This is a genomic window from Lysobacter sp. Root690 (assembly GCF_001427785.1).
In the GTDB taxonomy this organism is placed as follows: domain Bacteria; phylum Pseudomonadota; class Gammaproteobacteria; order Xanthomonadales; family Xanthomonadaceae; genus Lysobacter.
In genome coordinates this window covers 1-16,980 of record NZ_LMHM01000009.1, presented here as the reverse complement: position 1 = coordinate 16,980, position 16,980 = coordinate 1, and the positions used below count along the sequence as shown (strand labels likewise).

11 protein-coding genes, 1 tRNA gene and 1 pseudogene are annotated in these 16,980 nt (G+C 63.7%); all 13 read right to left on the bottom strand.

Going from position 1 to position 16,980, the window contains the following annotated elements; translation table 11 throughout:
- Positions 1 to 228: 228 nt before the first annotated feature.
- Complete coding sequence (fusA, locus tag ASD86_RS05035; protein ID WP_036115441.1) at positions 229 to 2,349, bottom strand: elongation factor G; 2,121 nt, start codon at positions 2,347 to 2,349, stop codon at positions 229 to 231.
- A gap of 143 nt (positions 2,350 to 2,492) precedes the next feature.
- Positions 2,493 to 2,960 (bottom strand): 30S ribosomal protein S7, encoded by a 468-nt coding sequence (gene rpsG / locus ASD86_RS05030; RefSeq protein ID WP_036115439.1) that lies wholly within the window; start codon positions 2,958 to 2,960, stop codon positions 2,493 to 2,495.
- An 83-nt stretch (positions 2,961 to 3,043) separates the two neighbouring features.
- Positions 3,044 to 3,418 (bottom strand): 30S ribosomal protein S12, encoded by a 375-nt coding sequence (gene rpsL, locus ASD86_RS05025; protein ID WP_036115437.1) that lies wholly within the window; start codon positions 3,416 to 3,418, stop codon positions 3,044 to 3,046.
- Between the two features lie 412 nt (positions 3,419 to 3,830).
- Positions 3,831 to 8,063, bottom strand: coding sequence for a DNA-directed RNA polymerase subunit beta' (gene rpoC, locus ASD86_RS05020; RefSeq protein ID WP_056107706.1), 4,233 nt, complete (start codon positions 8,061 to 8,063; stop codon positions 3,831 to 3,833).
- Positions 8,064 to 8,183: 120 nt separating this feature from the next.
- Positions 8,184 to 12,353 (bottom strand): DNA-directed RNA polymerase subunit beta, encoded by a 4,170-nt coding sequence (rpoB, locus tag ASD86_RS05015; protein ID WP_056107702.1) that lies wholly within the window; start codon positions 12,351 to 12,353, stop codon positions 8,184 to 8,186.
- Between the two features lie 346 nt (positions 12,354 to 12,699).
- Positions 12,700 to 13,071, bottom strand: a complete 372-nt coding sequence (gene rplL / locus ASD86_RS05010) for a 50S ribosomal protein L7/L12 (protein ID WP_036115426.1) — start codon at positions 13,069 to 13,071, stop codon at positions 12,700 to 12,702.
- A 71-nt stretch (positions 13,072 to 13,142) separates the two neighbouring features.
- On the bottom strand, positions 13,143 to 13,676 hold the full coding sequence (rplJ, locus tag ASD86_RS05005; RefSeq protein WP_056107699.1) for a 50S ribosomal protein L10: 534 nt from the start codon (positions 13,674 to 13,676) through the stop codon (positions 13,143 to 13,145).
- Between the two features lie 501 nt (positions 13,677 to 14,177).
- Positions 14,178 to 14,876, bottom strand: coding sequence for a 50S ribosomal protein L1 (rplA, locus tag ASD86_RS05000; protein WP_036115420.1), 699 nt, complete (start codon positions 14,874 to 14,876; stop codon positions 14,178 to 14,180).
- 3 nt (positions 14,877 to 14,879) lie between these two features.
- Positions 14,880 to 15,308, bottom strand: a complete 429-nt coding sequence (gene rplK, locus ASD86_RS04995; RefSeq protein WP_036115418.1) for a 50S ribosomal protein L11 — start codon at positions 15,306 to 15,308, stop codon at positions 14,880 to 14,882.
- Positions 15,309 to 15,600: 292 nt separating this feature from the next.
- Positions 15,601 to 16,176, bottom strand: a complete 576-nt coding sequence (gene nusG, locus ASD86_RS04990; RefSeq protein WP_036115415.1) for a transcription termination/antitermination protein NusG — start codon at positions 16,174 to 16,176, stop codon at positions 15,601 to 15,603.
- Between the two features lie 13 nt (positions 16,177 to 16,189).
- Positions 16,190 to 16,567, bottom strand: a complete 378-nt coding sequence (secE, locus tag ASD86_RS04985) for a preprotein translocase subunit SecE (RefSeq protein ID WP_036115412.1) — start codon at positions 16,565 to 16,567, stop codon at positions 16,190 to 16,192.
- A 96-nt stretch (positions 16,568 to 16,663) separates the two neighbouring features.
- Positions 16,664 to 16,739: transfer RNA gene (locus ASD86_RS04980), tRNA-Trp, on the bottom strand.
- Positions 16,740 to 16,895: 156 nt separating this feature from the next.
- A pseudogene (locus ASD86_RS25780) lies at positions 16,896 to 16,980 on the bottom strand (elongation factor Tu); the annotation flags it as partial.

The window sequence follows — 16,980 nt, the reverse complement described above, 5'->3', positions numbered from 1 at the left end:
ACGTGACCGATGGTGCCGACGTTGACGTGCGGCTTGGTGCGCTCGAATTTACCCTTAGCCATGATATCTCTCTCAAATGTTCTGTGATTCGTGAATCGGGATTGGGGATTGGCGATCAACGGCCGCCCAATCCCTTACTAATTTGTCGTGCTCGGATCCGCGGCGAGGTCCGGGAGCAGGTGGAATCCGCATTGCGAATCCCGAATCCCCACTCCCGAATCCCGTCTATCAGCCGCCCTTCTTGATCACGGTCTCGGCGATGTTGTTCGGCGCCTCGGCGTAGTGATCGAATTCCATCGTGAAGGTGGCGCGGCCCTGGGTCAGCGAACGAATGGTCGTCGCGTAACCGAACATCTCGCCCAGCGGCACCATCGCGTTGATGGTCTTGCCCGACGGCGTGTCGTCCTGGCCCTGCAACAGGCCGCGACGACGGCTCAAGTCGCCCATCACGTCGCCGACGTAATCTTCCGGCGTCACGACTTCGACCTTCATCATCGGCTCCAGCAGGACCGGATCGGCCTTGCGGAAACCTTCCTTGAACGCCATCGACGCGGCGAGCTTGAACGCCATTTCCGAGGAGTCGACGTCGTGGTACGAGCCGAACACCAGCTTGACCTTGACGCCCACGACCGGGAAGCCGGCCAGCGGACCGCTGGTGATGGTTTCGCGCAGGCCCTTCTCGATCGCCGGGATGAATTCCTTCGGAATCACACCGCCGGTGATGTCGTTGACGAACAGGAAATCGTTCTCGACGTCCTCGTTGGCGCGGTCCTTCTCGTTCATCGGCGACAGCTCGATCACGACGTGACCGTACTGACCCTTACCGCCGGACTGCTTGGCGTGCTTGTAGTCCGACTTGACGTCCGACTTGCGGATGGTCTCGCGGTACGCCACCTGCGGCTTGCCGACGTTGGCTTCGACGTTGAACTCGCGCTTCATGCGGTCGACGAGGATGTCCAGGTGCAGCTCGCCCATGCCGGCGATGATGGTCTGGCCCGATTCTTCGTCGGTGCGCACGCGGAACGAAGGATCTTCCTGCGCCAGACGGCCCAGGGCGATACCCATCTTTTCCTGGTCCGACTTGGTCTTCGGTTCGACCGCCATCGAGATGACGGGCTCCGGGAAGATCATGCGTTCCAGGGTGATGATGTGATCCTGCGCGCACAGCGTGTCGCCGGTGGTCACGTCCTTCAGGCCGACAGCGGCGGCGATGTCGCCGGCGCGGACTTCCTTGATTTCGTCGCGCTGGTTGGCGTGCATCTGCAGGATGCGGCCGACGCGTTCCTTCTTCGACTTGACCGGGTTGTACACCTGGTCGCCCGAATTGAGCACGCCCGAGTAGACGCGGAAGAAGGTCAGCGAACCCACGAACGGGTCGGTCATGATCTTGAACGCCAGCGCCGAGAACGGCTCGGTGTCGGACGCCTTGCGGCTGTCTTCCTTGTCGTCCTCGTCGATGCCGGGAACCGGCGGACGATCGGACGGCGACGGCAGCAGATTGATCACGCCGTCGAGCATGGCCTGCACGCCCTTGTTCTTGAACGCCGAGCCACAGAACACCGGGACGATCTCGACGCGCAAGGTGCGCGCGCGCAGACCGGCGACGATCTCTTCCTCGGTCAACTCGCCCTCGTTGAGGTACTTGTCCATGAGCTCTTCCGTGGCTTCCGCCGCGGCTTCGACCATGAACGCGCGCGCGGTCTCGGCCTGCGACTGCAGGTCGGCCGGAATGTCGCGGTACTCGAACTTGGTGCCCTGCGATGCGACGTCCCAATGGATCGCCTTCATCTTGAGCAGGTCGACCACGCCTTCGAAGCCTTCTTCGGCGCCGATCGGCACCTGCATCGGCACGGCGTAGGCGCCCAGACGGGCCTTGAGCTGCTCAACGACCTTGTCGAAGTTGGCGCCGGTGCGGTCCATCTTGTTGACGAAGGCCATGCGCGGCACGGAGTACTTGTTGGCCTGACGCCACACGGTCTCCGACTGCGGCTGGACGCCACCAACGGCGCACAGCACGAACACCGCGCCGTCGAGGACGCGCAGCGAGCGCTCCACTTCGATGGTGAAGTCGACGTGTCCGGGGGTGTCGATGATGTTGAAGCGGTGTTCGGGCAGCGACTTGTCCATGCCCTTCCAGAACGCGGTGGTCGCGGCGGAAGTGATGGTGATGCCGCGTTCCTGTTCCTGCTCCATCCAGTCCATCGTCGCGGCACCTTCGTGCACTTCGCCGATCTTGTGGCTGACGCCGGTGTAGAACAGGATGCGCTCGGACGTGGTGGTCTTGCCGGCATCGATGTGGGCCATGATGCCGAAGTTGCGGTAACGCTCGATGGGAGTGGTGCGAGCCACGGGACCCTCTCGTAATAAGTTTTCGAATTCCAGATGGCCGGACGCCGCCTCGTGGGCGGCCTCCGGTTCGCTAGGCGGCCATTTCGCCGCCGCGGCAACATCTCATGCGGATGTTGCGAAGACCCTGTCGCCAGGGTCTGCGATCACCAGCGGTAGTGAGCGAACGCGCGGTTCGCTTCCGCCATGCGGTGGGTTTCTTCGCGCTTCTTGATCGCCGCGCCGCGATTTTCCGAGGCGTCGAGCAGTTCGGCGGCCAGCTTGCGCGGCATCGAGCTCTCGCCACGCTTGCGCGCGGATTCGATCAACCAGCGCATCGCCAGGGCCATGCGGCGCGAGGTGCGCACTTCGACCGGCACCTGGTAGGTGGCGCCGCCGACGCGACGCGACTTCACTTCGACCGACGGCGACACATTGGTCAGCGCCTTCTCGACCAGCTCCAGAGCGTTGGGGCTCTTTTCGCCGATGACGTCCATTGCGCCGTAAACGATCTTCTCGGCGACGGACTTCTTGCCGCTCTGCATGACCATATTGATGAAGCGCGCGATCGTCTCGCTGCCGTGCTTGGGATCGGGCAGAACCGAACGCTGAGGGGTGGAGCCTTTACGCGACATGGTGCGTACCTATATTCGTGATTCTTGACAGTCGTGCTGGCGGGTGGCGGCGCCGGACGGCGCGCGCCGGGCAAGCGACGCGCTTAGGACTTCGGACGCTTGGCGCCGTACTTGGAACGGCTCTGGCGACGCTTGGCGACACCGGCGGCATCGAGCGAGCCGCGCACGGTGTGGTAGCGCACGCCCGGCAGGTCCTTGACGCGACCGCCGCGGATCAGCACGACCGAGTGCTCCTGCAGGTTGTGGCCTTCGCCGCCGATGTACGAAATGACTTCGTAACCGTTGGTCAGGCGCACCTTGGCGACCTTGCGCAGCGCCGAGTTCGGCTTCTTCGGGGTCGTGGTGTACACGCGGGTGCAAACGCCGCGACGCTGCGGGCAGTTCGCGAGCGCCGGCGAGGCGCTCTTGTAGGTGGTCGCCTGCCGCGGCTTGCGGACGAGCTGATTGATGGTTGCCATCTAGAACTCTTGTATTGAGAGGGGCCGGGCGGCCGCTTCGTGAGAAACAAACGGCACGCCGAATACACCCGACCTGCCGAGACGAAAAAGTATAGCCCGCGCTGAACGTCTCCGTCAACGCAGGCGACACGAACAAGCAGAATCAGCGCTTTGCGGCGCCGACTTCCATACCCATTCGATTGATCCCGCCCTGCCCTGGGCCGAACACTAGGCGCTCCATGCGCCTAATTTCGTGATCTGGGATTCGACCCATGCGGGCCCATCCGACTGGCGACGATAGCATATTTTTCGGGATTTGCCAGCCCTTTCGGCTATCCCGGAACCACGGGGCCGGTCGTCGCCGGATCCCGGACAAAAACAAGGCGGGCATCGCTGCCCGCCTTGTCTTCGTATCGCTGCTTACCGCGCAGGCTTAGGCGTTGTCGTCGCCGGCAGCCGTCTCGACCGCGGCAGGAGCCGGGGCTTCGACCGGGGCGGCGGTGACCGGACCCGACAGCGCTTCCATTTCCTGATCGGTCAGACCCGAGGCGTTCTTGCGACGCTGGGTGTGATACGCCAGACCGGTACCGGCCGGGATCAGACGACCGACGATCACGTTCTCCTTCAAGCCGCGCAGGCCATCGCGAGTACCGCGCACGGCGGCCTCGGTCAGCACGCGGGTGGTTTCCTGGAACGAAGCCGCCGAGATGAAGGATTCCGTCGCCAGCGAGGCCTTGGTGATACCCAGCAGGACCGGATCGTACTTGGCCGGGATCTCGTTACGGGCCAGCAGACGCGCGTTCTCTTCGACGAAGCGCTGACGCTCGATCTGCTCGCCGTGCAGGAACTTGCTGTCGCCATGGTCGGTGATTTCGACCTTGCGCAGCATCTGACGGACGATCACTTCGATGTGCTTGTCGTTGATCTTCACGCCCTGCAGGCGGTAGACGTCCTGGATTTCCTTGGTCAGGTACACGGCCAGGGGCTCCACGCCGAGCAGGCGCAGGATGTCCTGCGGGCTCGGCTCGCCGTCCACCACGGTCTCGCCCTTCTCCACGTGTTCGCCTTCGAACACGATGATCTGGCGGTACTTCGGGATCAGCTCTTCGTGCTCGTCACCGTCGGCCTGCTTGATGATCAGGCGCTGCTTGCCCTTGGTGTCCTTGCCGAAGCTGACGATGCCGGAGACTTCGGCGAGGATCGCCGGGTCCTTGGGCTTGCGCGCTTCGAACAAGTCGGCCACGCGCGGCAGACCACCGGTGATGTCGCGGGTCTTCGACGCTTCCTGCGGGATCTTGGCGACCACGTCGCCCACGCCGACCGCGGCGCCGTCCTGCAGGTTGACGATCGAGCGCGGCGGCAACAGGTACTGCGCCGGCAGATCGGTGTTCGGGATCGACAGATCCTTACCGTTCTTGTCGACGATGCGCACGATCGGACGCAGATCCTTGCCCTGCGAACCGCGACGCTTCGGGTCGGTGATTTCGCGCGACGCCAGACCGGTCAGTTCGTCGGTCTTCTCGATCACGGTCACGCCATCGACGAAGTCGATGAAGCGAATGAAACCGGCGACTTCCGAAACGATCGGGTGGTTATGCGGATCCCAGTTGGCGACGGTCTGGCCGGCCTTGATCTCGGCGCCGTCCTTGACCGCGACGGTCGCGCCGTACGGCAGCTTGTAGCGCTCGCGCTCGCGGCCGTGCGGGTCGAGCACCGACAGTTCGCCCGAACGCGACACCGCGACCAGATGGCCGTTGGCGTGCGCGACGTGCTTGAGGTTGTTGAACTTGATCGAGCCGGTGGTCTTGACCGTGACGTTGTCGATCGCAGCCGCTCGCGATGCCGCGCCACCGATGTGGAAGGTACGCATGGTCAGCTGGGTGCCGGGTTCGCCGATCGACTGAGCGGCGACGACGCCGACCGCTTCGCCGTGGTTGACCAGGTGGCCGCGGCCGAGGTCGCGACCGTAGCAGTTGGCGCACACACCGAAGCTGCTGGTGCAGGTGATCGTCGAGCGGACCTTGATCGACTGGACGCTGGCTTCTTCAAGCTTCGCGACCCAGGCTTCGTCGAGCAGGGTATTGCGGGTGACGATCGGATCTTCGTCGTTGCCCGGCAGGAACACGTCCTCGGCCACGACACGACCCAGCACGCGATCGCGCAGCGGTTCGACCACGTCGCCGCCTTCGACGATCGGGGTCATCATCAGACCTTCGAGCGTGCCGCAATCGTCTTCGGTGATCACCACGTCCTGGGCCACGTCGACGAGTCGGCGGGTCAGGTAACCGGAGTTGGCGGTCTTCAACGCGGTATCGGCCAGGCCCTTACGAGCGCCGTGGGTCGAGATGAAGTACTGAAGAACGTTCAGACCTTCGCGGAAGTTCGCGGTGATCGGCGTTTCGATGATCGAGCCGTCGGGACGCGCCATCAGGCCGCGCATACCGGCCAGCTGACGGATCTGCGCCTGCGAACCACGCGCGCCGGAGTCGGCCATGATGTAAATCGAGTTCATGGACTTCTGCGGAACGCGCTTGCCCTCGGCGTTTTCGACGGTGTCGGTGCCGATCGCGTCCATCATCGCCTTGGCCACGCGCTCGTTCGTGCGCGACCAGATGTCGACGACCTTGTTGTAGCGCTCGCCGGCGGTGACCAGACCGGACTGGTACTGCTGCTGGATTTCCAGCACTTCAGTTTCAGCTTCGGCCAGGATGCCCTTCTTCTCGCCCGGGATGATCATGTCGTCGATGCCGATCGAGACGCCGGCGCGGGTCGCGTAAGCGAAGCCGGTGTACATCAGGCGGTCGGCGAACACGACCGTGTCCTTCAGGCCGAGCATGCGGTAGCACGAGTTGATCAAGCGGCTGATGTTCTTCTTGGTCAGCTCGGTATTGGCCAGCGCGTACGGCAGACCGTCGGGCAGGATCTCGCGCAGCAGGGCGCGGCCGACGGTGGTGTCGACGATCGAGGTCTTCGGCTCGCGAGTGCCGTCCTCGTTGATCACGATCTCGCTGATGCGGACCTTGACCTTGGCGTGGATCTGCACGACGCGGTTGTCGTAGGCGCGCTTCACTTCGGCGACGTTGGCGAACACCATGCCCTCGCCCGCCTTGTTTTCCAGGGCGCGGGTCATGTAGTACAGACCCAGCACGACGTCCTGCGACGGCACGATGATCGGCTCGCCGTTGGCCGGCGACAGGATGTTGTTCGACGCCATCATCAGCGCGCGCGCTTCCAGCTGGGCTTCCAGCGAGAGCGGCACGTGGACGGCCATCTGGTCACCGTCGAAGTCGGCGTTGAACGCGGTGCAGACCAGCGGGTGCAGCTGGATGGCCTTGCCTTCGATCAACACCGGCTCGAACGCCTGGATGCCCAGACGGTGCAGGGTCGGCGCGCGGTTCAACAGCACCGGATGCTCGCGGATCACCTCTTCGAGGATGTCCCAGACTTCCGCTTCTTCACGCTCGACCAGCTTCTTGGCGGCCTTGATCGTGGTGGCGAGACCACGGCGCTGCAGCTTGGCGAAGATGAAGGGCTTGAACAGTTCCAGCGCCATCTTCTTCGGCAGGCCGCACTCGTGCAGACGCAGGGTCGGGCCGACCACGATGACCGAACGGCCCGAGTAGTCCACGCGCTTGCCGAGCAGGTTCTGACGGAACCGGCCCTGCTTGCCCTTGATCATGTCGGCGAGCGACTTGAGCGGGCGCTTGTTGGTGCCGGTGATGGCGCGGCCGCGACGGCCGTTGTCCATCAGGGCGTCGACCGATTCCTGCAGCATGCGCTTCTCGTTGCGCACGATGATGTCGGGCGCATTGAGCTCGAGCAGACGACGCAGACGGTTGTTGCGGTTGATGACGCGACGGTACAGGTCGTTCAAATCGGAGGTCGCGAAGCGGCCGCCGTCCAGCGGCACCAGCGGACGCAGGTCCGGCGGCAGCACCGGCAGCACGGTCATGACCATCCACTCGGGACGGTTGCCCGACTCGAGGAAGGCTTCGACCAGCTTGATGCGCTTGGTGAGGCGCTTGAGCTTGGTCTCCGAACCGGTCGACGCGATGTCTTCCTTCAACTGCAGCATTTCGGCCTGCAGGTCGATGGTGCGCAGCAGGTCGTAGACCGCCTCGGCGCCCATCGCGGCTTCGAAGTCGTCGCCGTGTTCCTGGCGCGCGGTCAGGTACTGCTCTTCGGTCAGCAGATTGCCGCGTTCCATCGGGGTAAGACCCGGCTCGGTCACGACGTAGGCTTCGAAGTACAGGATCCGCTCGATGTCGCGCAGGGTCATGTCGAGCATCAGGCCGATGCGCGAGGGCAGCGACTTGAGGAACCAGATGTGCGCGACCGGCGAGGCCAGGTCGATGTGCCCCATGCGCTCGCGGCGCACCTTGGCCAGGGTGACTTCGGTGCCGCACTTCTCGCAGACCACGCCACGGTGCTTCATGCGCTTGTACTTGCCGCACAGGCACTCGTAGTCCTTGATCGGTCCGAAGATCGCGGCGCAGAACAGGCCGTCGCGTTCGGGCTTGAAGGTACGGTAGTTGATGGTTTCGGGCTTCTTCACTTCGCCGAACGACCACGAACGGATCAGGTCCGGCGAGGCCAGCGCGATCTTGATCGCGTCGAAGTCCAGCGCGGGACGCTGCTGGTTGAAGAGATTGAGCAAGTCTTTCATTTTTGACTCCGGGATTCGGGATGAGAGATTTGAGATTCGTTAAGGCGGGGATCCGGAGGATCGGGACGGTCGGCGTTCGCCTTTACCAATCCCGAATCCCGAATCCCCAATCACCGCTTCTCAGTTCTCTTCCAGCTCCATGTTGATCGCCAGCGAGCGGATTTCCTTGACCAGCACGTTGAACGACTCCGGCATGCCGGCGACCATCTCGTACTCGCCGTCGACGATGTTCTTGTACATCTGGTTGCGGCCCTGCACGTCGTCGGACTTCACCGTCAGCATTTCCTGCAGGGTGTAGGCCGCGCCGTAGGCTTCCAGCGCCCAGACTTCCATTTCGCCGAAACGCTGACCGCCGAACTGCGCCTTGCCGCCCAGCGGCTGCTGGGTGACGAGCGAGTACGGACCGGTCGAACGCGCGTGCATCTTGTCGTCGACCAGGTGGTTCAGCTTGAGCATGTGCATGTAGCCGATCGTGACCGGACGCTCGAACGCTTCGCCGGTACGGCCGTCGTGCAGGATCGTCTGGCCGCTGAGCGGCAGGTCCGCCAGCTCGAGCATGCGCTTGATCTCGACTTCGGCCGCGCCGTCGAACACCGGCGTCGCCATCGGCACGCCGTCGGTCAGGTTGTGCGCGAGCGTCAGCAGTTCCTCATCGGAGAACTGCTTCAGATCGACGCGCTGACCGTGCACCTTCTGGTCGTGGTTGTAGATGTCGTCGAGGAACTTGCGCAGGTCGGCGATCTTCTGCTGCGCTTCCAGCATGCGCTGGATCTTCTGGCCCAGGCCCTTGGCGGCCCAGCCCAGATGCACTTCGAGGATCTGGCCGATGTTCATACGCGACGGCACGCCCAGCGGGTTCAGCACGATGTCGACGGTCTGACCGTCGGCCGCGTACGGCATGTCCTCGACCGGCACGATGGTCGACACGACACCCTTGTTGCCGTGACGGCCGGCCATCTTGTCGCCCGGCTGGATGCGGCGCTTAACGGCGAGGAACACCTTGACCATCTTCAGCACGCCCGGCGCGAGGTCGTCGCCCTGGGTGATCTTGCCGCGCTTGTCGGCGAAGCGACGATCGAATTCCTTCTGGTGGACGTCGATCTGCTTCTGCGCGCGCTCGATCGCCTCGATCGCTTCCTCGTCCTTCATGCGCAGGGTGAACCAATCGGTGCGCTTGAGGCCGTCGAGCACCAGGCTGGTGACCGTGTCGCCCTTCTTCAGGCCGGCGCCGCCGTTGGCGACCTTGCCGATCAGCTGCGAACGCAGACGATCGTAGATGGCCGCTTCGAGGATGCGGAACTGGTCGTCGAAGTCCTTCTTGACCCGGCGGATTTCCGACTCTTCGATTTGACGGGCGCGCTTGTCCTTCTCGATGCCGTCGCGGGTGAAGACCTGCACGTCGATGACGGTGCCGTCCATGCCCGGGGGCACGCGCAGCGAGCTGTCCTTAACGTCCGAAGCCTTCTCGCCGAAGATCGCGCGCAGCAGCTTCTCTTCCGGAGTCAGCTGCGACTCGCCCTTCGGCGTGACCTTGCCGACCAGGATGTCGCCGGCGCGCACTTCCGCGCCGATGTACACCACGCCCGACTCGTCGAGGCGGTTCAAGGCCTGCTCGGAGACGTTCGGGATGTCGGCGGAGATTTCCTCCGGTCCCAGCTTGGTGTCGCGCGCGACGCAGGTCAGCTCTTCGATGTGGATCGTGGTGTAGCGATCCTCTTCGACCACGCGCTCGGAGAGCAGGATCGAGTCTTCGAAGTTGTAGCCGTTCCACGGCATGAACGCGACCAGCATGTTCTGGCCGAGCGCGAGCTCGCCGATGTCGGTCGAGGGGCCGTCGGCCAGCACGTCGCCGCGGGCGATGACGTCGCCGACCTTGACCAGCGGGCTCTGATTGATACAGGTGTTCTGGTTCGAACGCGTGTACTTGATCAGGTTGTAGATGTCGACGCCGGCATCGGTGACGCCGGAGATTTCGCTCTCGTTGACCTTGACCACGATGCGGGCCGCGTCGATCTGTTCGATCGTGCCGCCGCGCAGCGCGTTCACCGTCACGCCCGAGTCGCGCGCCACGGCGCGCTCGATGCCGGTACCGACCAGCGGCTTCTGCGCCTTGAGGGTCGGAACGGCCTGACGCTGCATGTTCGCGCCCATCAGCGCGCGGTTCGCGTCATCGTGCTCCAGGAACGGAACCAGCGCGGCCGCGACCGACACGGTCTGCATCGGCGAGACGTCCATGAAGTGGATCTCGGACGGCGGCTTGAGCAGGGTTTCGCCCTGGAAGCGGCAGGCGACGAACTGCGAGCTGATCATGCCCTTGTCGTCCTGCGGCGCGTTGGCCTGGGCGATGACGTACTCGTTCTCTTCGATCGCCGACAGGAACTCGACGTCGTCGGTGACCTTGCCGTCCACGACCTTGCGGTACGGCGTCTCGAGGAAGCCGTACTTGTTGGTGCGCGCGAACACGGCGAGCGAGTTGATCAGGCCGATGTTCGGGCCTTCAGGCGTTTCGATCGTGCACACGCGGCCGTAATGGGTCGGGTGAACGTCGCGCACTTCGAAGCCGGCGCGCTCGCGGGTCAGACCGCCCGGGCCGAGGGCCGACACGCGACGCTTGTGCGTGACTTCCGACAGCGGGTTGTTCTGATCCATGAACTGCGACAGCTGCGAGGAGCCGAAGAACTCCTTGATCGCGGCGGCAACAGGCTTGGCGTTGATGAGTTCCTGCGGCGTGAGGCCTTCGGACTCGGCCATCGACAGGCGCTCCTTGACCGCGCGCTCGACCCGGACCAGGCCGACACGGAAGGTGTTCTCGGCCATTTCGCCGACCGAACGCACGCGACGGTTGCCCAGGTGATCGATGTCGTCGACCACGCCGCGGCCGTTGCGGATCTCGGTCAGCACGCGGATGACGTCGAGGATGTCCGAGGTCTGGCCGAGCTCGTTGCGCAGGCGCACCGACTCCTCGTCCTTACGCTCGGAGAAGTACTTCGCGTCGTACAGCACCGACGCGCCGATGGTTTCCTTGCGGCCGATGCGGCGGTTGAACTTCATCCGGCCCACGCCCGACAGGTCGTAGCGCTCGAAGGTGAAGAACAGGTTGTGGAACAGGTTCTGCGCGGCGTCCTTGGTCGGCGGCTCGCCCGGACGCATCATGCGGTAGATCTCGACCAGCGCTTCGAGCTGGGTCTTGGACGGATCGATGCGCAGGGTGTTGGAGATGTACGGACCGCGATCGAGGTCGTTGACCCAGATCGTGCCGACCTGCTCGATACCGGCCTTGCGGAACGCCGCCAGCTGCTCTTCGCTGATTTCGTCGTTGGCCGAAGCCAGCAGCTCGCCCGACTTGGTGTCGACCACGTCGTGCGACAGGATGCGGCCGACCAGGTAGGCGTCGGGCACGGCCAGCGCGGCGATGCCGGACTGTTCCATCTGCTTCACGTGGCGCGCGGTGATGCGCTTGCCGGCTTCGACGATGACCTTGTCGCCGTCGGCCAGATCGAAGTCCAGGGTTTCACCACGCAGGCGCTCGGACACCAGCTCCCACTGCACGCCCTCGGACATGATGTGGAAGGTGTTGATCTCGAAGAACTCCGAGAGCATTTCGGTGTTGTTGTAGCCCAACGCGCGCAGCAGCACGGTGACCGGCAGCTTGCGGCGGCGGTCGATACGGGTGAACAGGGCGTCCTTCGGGTCGTACTCGAAGTCCAGCCACGAGCCGCGATACGGAATGATGCGGGCGCTGTACAGCAGCTTGCCCGAGCTGTGGGTCTTGCCGCGGTCGTGATCGAAGAACACGCCCGGCGAGCGGTGCAGCTGCGAGACGATGACGCGCTCGGTGCCGTTGACGATGAAGGTGCCGTTACCGGTCATGAGCGGAATCTCGCCCATGTAGACCTCCTGCTCCTTCACGTACTTGATCGCCTTGGTCGACGACTCGCGGTCGTAGATCACCAAGCGCACGGTCACGCGCAGCGGGGCGCCATAGGACAGACCGCGGTTGCGGCACTCGCGCTCATCGAATACCGGATCGCCGAGCTTGTAGCCGACGTATTCGAGAGCGGCGTTGCCGCTGTAGCTGGAAATCGGGAACACCGACTTGAGCGCGGCATGCAGGCCGCGATCGGCGCGCTTGGCCGGATCGGTGTGTTCCTGCAGGAATTCGCGATAGGAATCGACCTGGATCGCGAGCAGGAACGGCACTTCGAGGATGGACTTGCGCTTGCCGAAGTCCTTGCGGATGCGCTTCTTTTCGGTGAACGAATACTGTTGCGTCGTGGAAGCTGTGGTCATGGTGAGCTACCGCCTCGATTTAGCTAATGGGCCGGGAAAGTCGCCTGACAGCGAGTCTTTCCGGGCGAACCGCGCGTCCGCGGTTCAGGGGACTAATGCGAAAACAAAATTGCCAGTGGGAAGTCGCTGGTATTGCCGGCACCAGCACGCCTTCTCCCGCTACTTCCGACTGCCAACTCGTTTGGAGCCGGGATTGGGGATTCGTGATTCGGGATTCGTAAAAGCAAACGCTGCCGTTTCGAATCCCTAATCCCGAATCGCTAATCCCGTGGAACGGCCAAAGGCCGGGGACTTTCGTCCCCAGCCTTCAGTGGTCGCCAAGTAAAAACGGCGACGCAAGTACTGCTTACTTGACTTCGACAGTCGCACCAGCGGCTTCGAGATCCTTCTTGAACTTCTCGGAGTCGGCCTTGTTGACCGCTTCCTTGACCGTCTGCGGAGCGCCTTCGACCAGGTCCTTGGCTTCCTTCAGACCCAGGCCGGTGATGGCGCGGACGGCCTTAATCACTTCGACCTTCTTGTCGCCAGCGGCCTTCAGGATGACGTTGAACTCGGTCTGCTCTTCGACCGGAGCAGCGGCTTCAGCGGCGACGCCGGCGGCAACCGGAGCAGCGGCGGAAACGCCGAACTTCTCTTCGATCGCGCGGACGAGTTCCATGACTTCCATCAGGGTCTTTTCGGCGATGGCTTCGACGATTTGTTCGTTGGAAAGGGACATTTGAATAACCTCAGGAAATATTGATCTTACGAATCGGGTTCAGTGAAGCGGTCGCGTGAGCGGGGCGGCGATTACGCCGGTTCCGCTTCGGCCGGTGCTTCGACAGCGACTTCGCCGCCGCCCTGCTGGTCGGCCACGGCCTTGACGGCGCGGGCGAACATGCTGGCGGGTTCGGACAGGACGCGGGCCAGCATGGCCAGGGCCTGGTCGAGGGTCGGCAGCGAGGCGAGGACGTCGACGTGGCTGGCCGGATACACCTGGCCACCCATCGCGACGACCTGAGCCTTCAGCTTGTCGTTGCCCTTGGCGAATTCCTTGATCAGACGCCCGGCGGCGCCGGGTTCTTCGGTCGAGAACGCATACAGCAGCGGACCGACGAGCTTGTCCTGGACGCACTCGTATTCGGTACCGGCCACGGCACGGGAAGCCAGGGTGTTCTTGACAACGCGCAAGTACACACCGGTTTCACGAGCCTTCTTGCGCATCGCGGTCAGTTGAGCAACCGTGAGGCCAGCGTACTCGGCCGCAATCAAGGAGTGAGCCTTCGCAGCGACTTCTGCCAGTTCGGCGACTACTTCTTGCTTCTGAGACAGATTAAGAGCCATTGCACTCCTCCAAGGCCGGGAGTCGGGGGTCGGCTTCGGGATTCGCTGAGCGGCTTTCGCCTGGCTCGCCAATCCTGATTGCGAACATCCAATCCCGGCACTATTAACTCCGCTTACGGCTCCTGCCGCTTGCGGTCCTGGGCGGCGACCGTCCTTGGCGCCGGGGACGCCGAAGGCGTCCCGGGTGGTGGCCTTTCCTGAAGATTCATTACTGAATTCAGTCGGGGCGGCACCATCTGCGCGGGCCCGGGCTCCGAAGAGTCCGAATTAAGCGATCTCGCTTGCACCGACGGCGACTCCTTGCCGTATCGAGCTTCCGTGCCCGTCGTCGGTACGCGCTGACCGCGCCTGCGGTCTTTGACGGCTATCGCGCGGGGTTTTGGCCCTTTGCGATGCCCTCAAAATGCTAGGAACGAGTTGGGAGAAGTGAGAAACGAGTCAGAGCGACTAGGCTTTCCGCTCTCACTCCTCACTTCTCTTCACTCACTCCTGCTTATTCGATTACTTGAGCGACAGCGACGCCTGATCGACGATCACGCCCGGACCCATGGTCGAGCTGATCGAGATCTTCTGCAGGTACTGACCCTTGGCGGTCGCCGGCTTGGCCTTGATCAGGTCCAGCAGCAGCGCCTGCAGGTTGTCCTTCAGCGAGCCGTCTTCGAACGAGGCCTTGCCGATGGTGCAGTGGATGATGCCGGCCTTGTCGGTGCGGTAACGCACCTGGCCGCCCTTGGCGTTCTTGACCGCTTCGGCCGGATTGGCCGAGACGGTGCCGACCTTCGGGTTCGGCATCAGGCCGCGCGGGCCGAGCACCTGGCCCAGCTTACCGACGACGCGCATGGCGTCCGGGGTGGCGATGACGACGTCGTAGTTCAGATCGCCGGCCTGCATCTTCTCGGCCAGATCGTCCATGCCGACGGCTTCCGCGCCAGCGGCGAGGGCTTCGTCGGCCTTGGCGCCGGCCGGGGCGAACACCGCCACGCGCACCGACTTGCCGGTACCGGCCGGCAGCACGGTCGAACCGCGCACCTGCTGGTCGGACTTCTTCGCGTCCACGCCCAGGCGGACGGCGACGTCGACGGACTCGACGAACTTGGCCTTGGTGGCGGTCTTGACGATCTTGACGGCTTCGTCGAAGGAGTACGCCTTGCCCGGAACGACGGCGGCCTTGATTGCTTTTTCGCGCTTAGTGATCGCCATGTCTTAGCCCTCCACCACGAGACCCATGCTGCGGGCGGAGCCCGCAATCGTCTTCACCGCCGCGTCCAGATCGGCCGCGGTCAGATCGGCTTCCTTCGCCTTGGCGATGTCTTCGAGCTGCTTGCGGGTGACCTTGCCCACCTTGTCGGTGTTCGGGCGCTTGGAGCCGGAGGTGATGCCCGCGGCCTTCTTCAGCAGCACCGAAGCCGGGGTCGACTTGGTCACGAAGGTGAAGGTACGGTCCGAGTAGGCCGTGATGATGACCGGCGTCGGCAGACCCGGCTCGAGCTTGGAGGTCGCCGCGTTGAACGCTTTGCAGAACTCCATGATGTTCAGGCCGCGCTGACCCAGCGCAGGACCGACCGGCGGCGAGGGATTGGCCTGACCGGCCTTTACCTGCAGCTTGATGTAGCCGACTACTTTCTTTGCCATGTTGGTTTCTCTCCGGGTGCTAGCGCCTGAACCTCAGGCTCCCCATCGGGCCGGAAATCGCGCGTTCCGGCTTCGCGTTTTGCTTGCGCACACAGCCGCCCCGGTCCTTGTGAGAGGGGGCAGCTGGATGATTTGGGTCCGCCGCACTGGGCAGCGAGCCGCGCACTATATCAGGTTTTTATGGGATCCCATAGACGGCCCATAGGCCAAGGCCCGGCGAGACCGGGCCTGGAAGCTGAACAATTGCGGGCAAGCGATCCGGCGGGGCTGCCCCACCGGACCGGCACCTTGCTCAGGTGGCCTTTTCGACCTGCCCGAATTCCAGCTCGACCGGAGTCGAACGGCCGAAGATCAGCACCGCGACGCGCAGGCGGCTCTTCTCGTAGTTGATTTCCTCGACCACACCGTTGAAATCCACGAACGGGCCATCGACCACGCGAACCATCTCGCCCGGCTCGAACAGCACCTTCGGACGCGGCTTTTCGACGCCTTCCTGAACGCGCTGCAGGATCCGGTCGGCTTCGCTGTCCTGGATCGGCAGCGGACGATCGGCGGTGCCGCCGATGAAACCCATGACCTTCGGGGTTTCCTTGATCAGATGCCAGCTCTCGCTGTCGATCCGCGGAATGCCGGCTTCGTCGTGGGTGGAAATCTGCACCAGGACATAGCCCGGGAAGAACTTGCGCTCGGAACGGCGCTTCTGGCCGGACCGCATTTCCACGACTTCTTCGGTCGGGACCAGGACGTCGCCGAAGCGGTCCTGCATTTCGAAGCGCACGATGCGATCACGCAGCGCCTGCGCCACCGACTTCTCGAAGCCGGAATAGGCGTGGACCACGTACCAACGTTTGTTTTCTTGCGTATTCAAGTCGGTCGTCTCCTCAGCGCGACAGCAGGAATTTGACCGCGGCCTGGATCACCCAGTCGAAACCGGACAGGATCAGGCTAAGGATGGCCACTGCGATCATGACGACCCAGGTGGTCTTGAGTGCTTCTTCGCGGGTCGGCCAGACCACCTTGCGCAGTTCGAACCGCGATTCGGACAGGAACTCGCGGGTCTGCGCGCCCTTGGCGGTCAGCATGAACACCGCGGCACCGGCCAGCAGGCCGACGACGACCGCGCCGCTGCGCAGCGGGCCGCTCCAATTCTCGAACCAGAGGTAGGCGAACACACCGCCAGCCGCAAGCAGCAGAGCCAGCGCGTACTTGACGATGTCACCGGCGCCGCCGGATTTGTGTTGTTCGGCCTTACTGTTCATCTCGGGGCGATTCCCTCGCGAAAGCCCGCCCATCCGTTGCGCGGCCCTTTCAATGCCTTCCAGTCGCCGGATCGTCCGACCCGACTCGGTATCGAGTGGCACGCCAGGAGGGACTCGAACCCCCAACCTGCGGTTTTGGAGACCGCTGCTCTGCCAATTGAGCTACTGGCGTACGTCTTGAAGTGTTCGGTCCGCGTTCGAATCCGGTCAGGCTCCTGGGCCTGAGCGACGAATCGTCTTTAGGGACCGTCTAAACAACGAAGGCGGACCGGGTTGCCGGCCCGCCGTTCGCGGCTTGCAGCGACCTTTCGGCCGCCGCAGTAAAGCATTACTTGATGATCTTGGCTACGACGCCGGCGCCGACGGTGCGGCCGCCTTCGCGGATCGCGAAGCGCAGGCCTTCGTCCATCGCC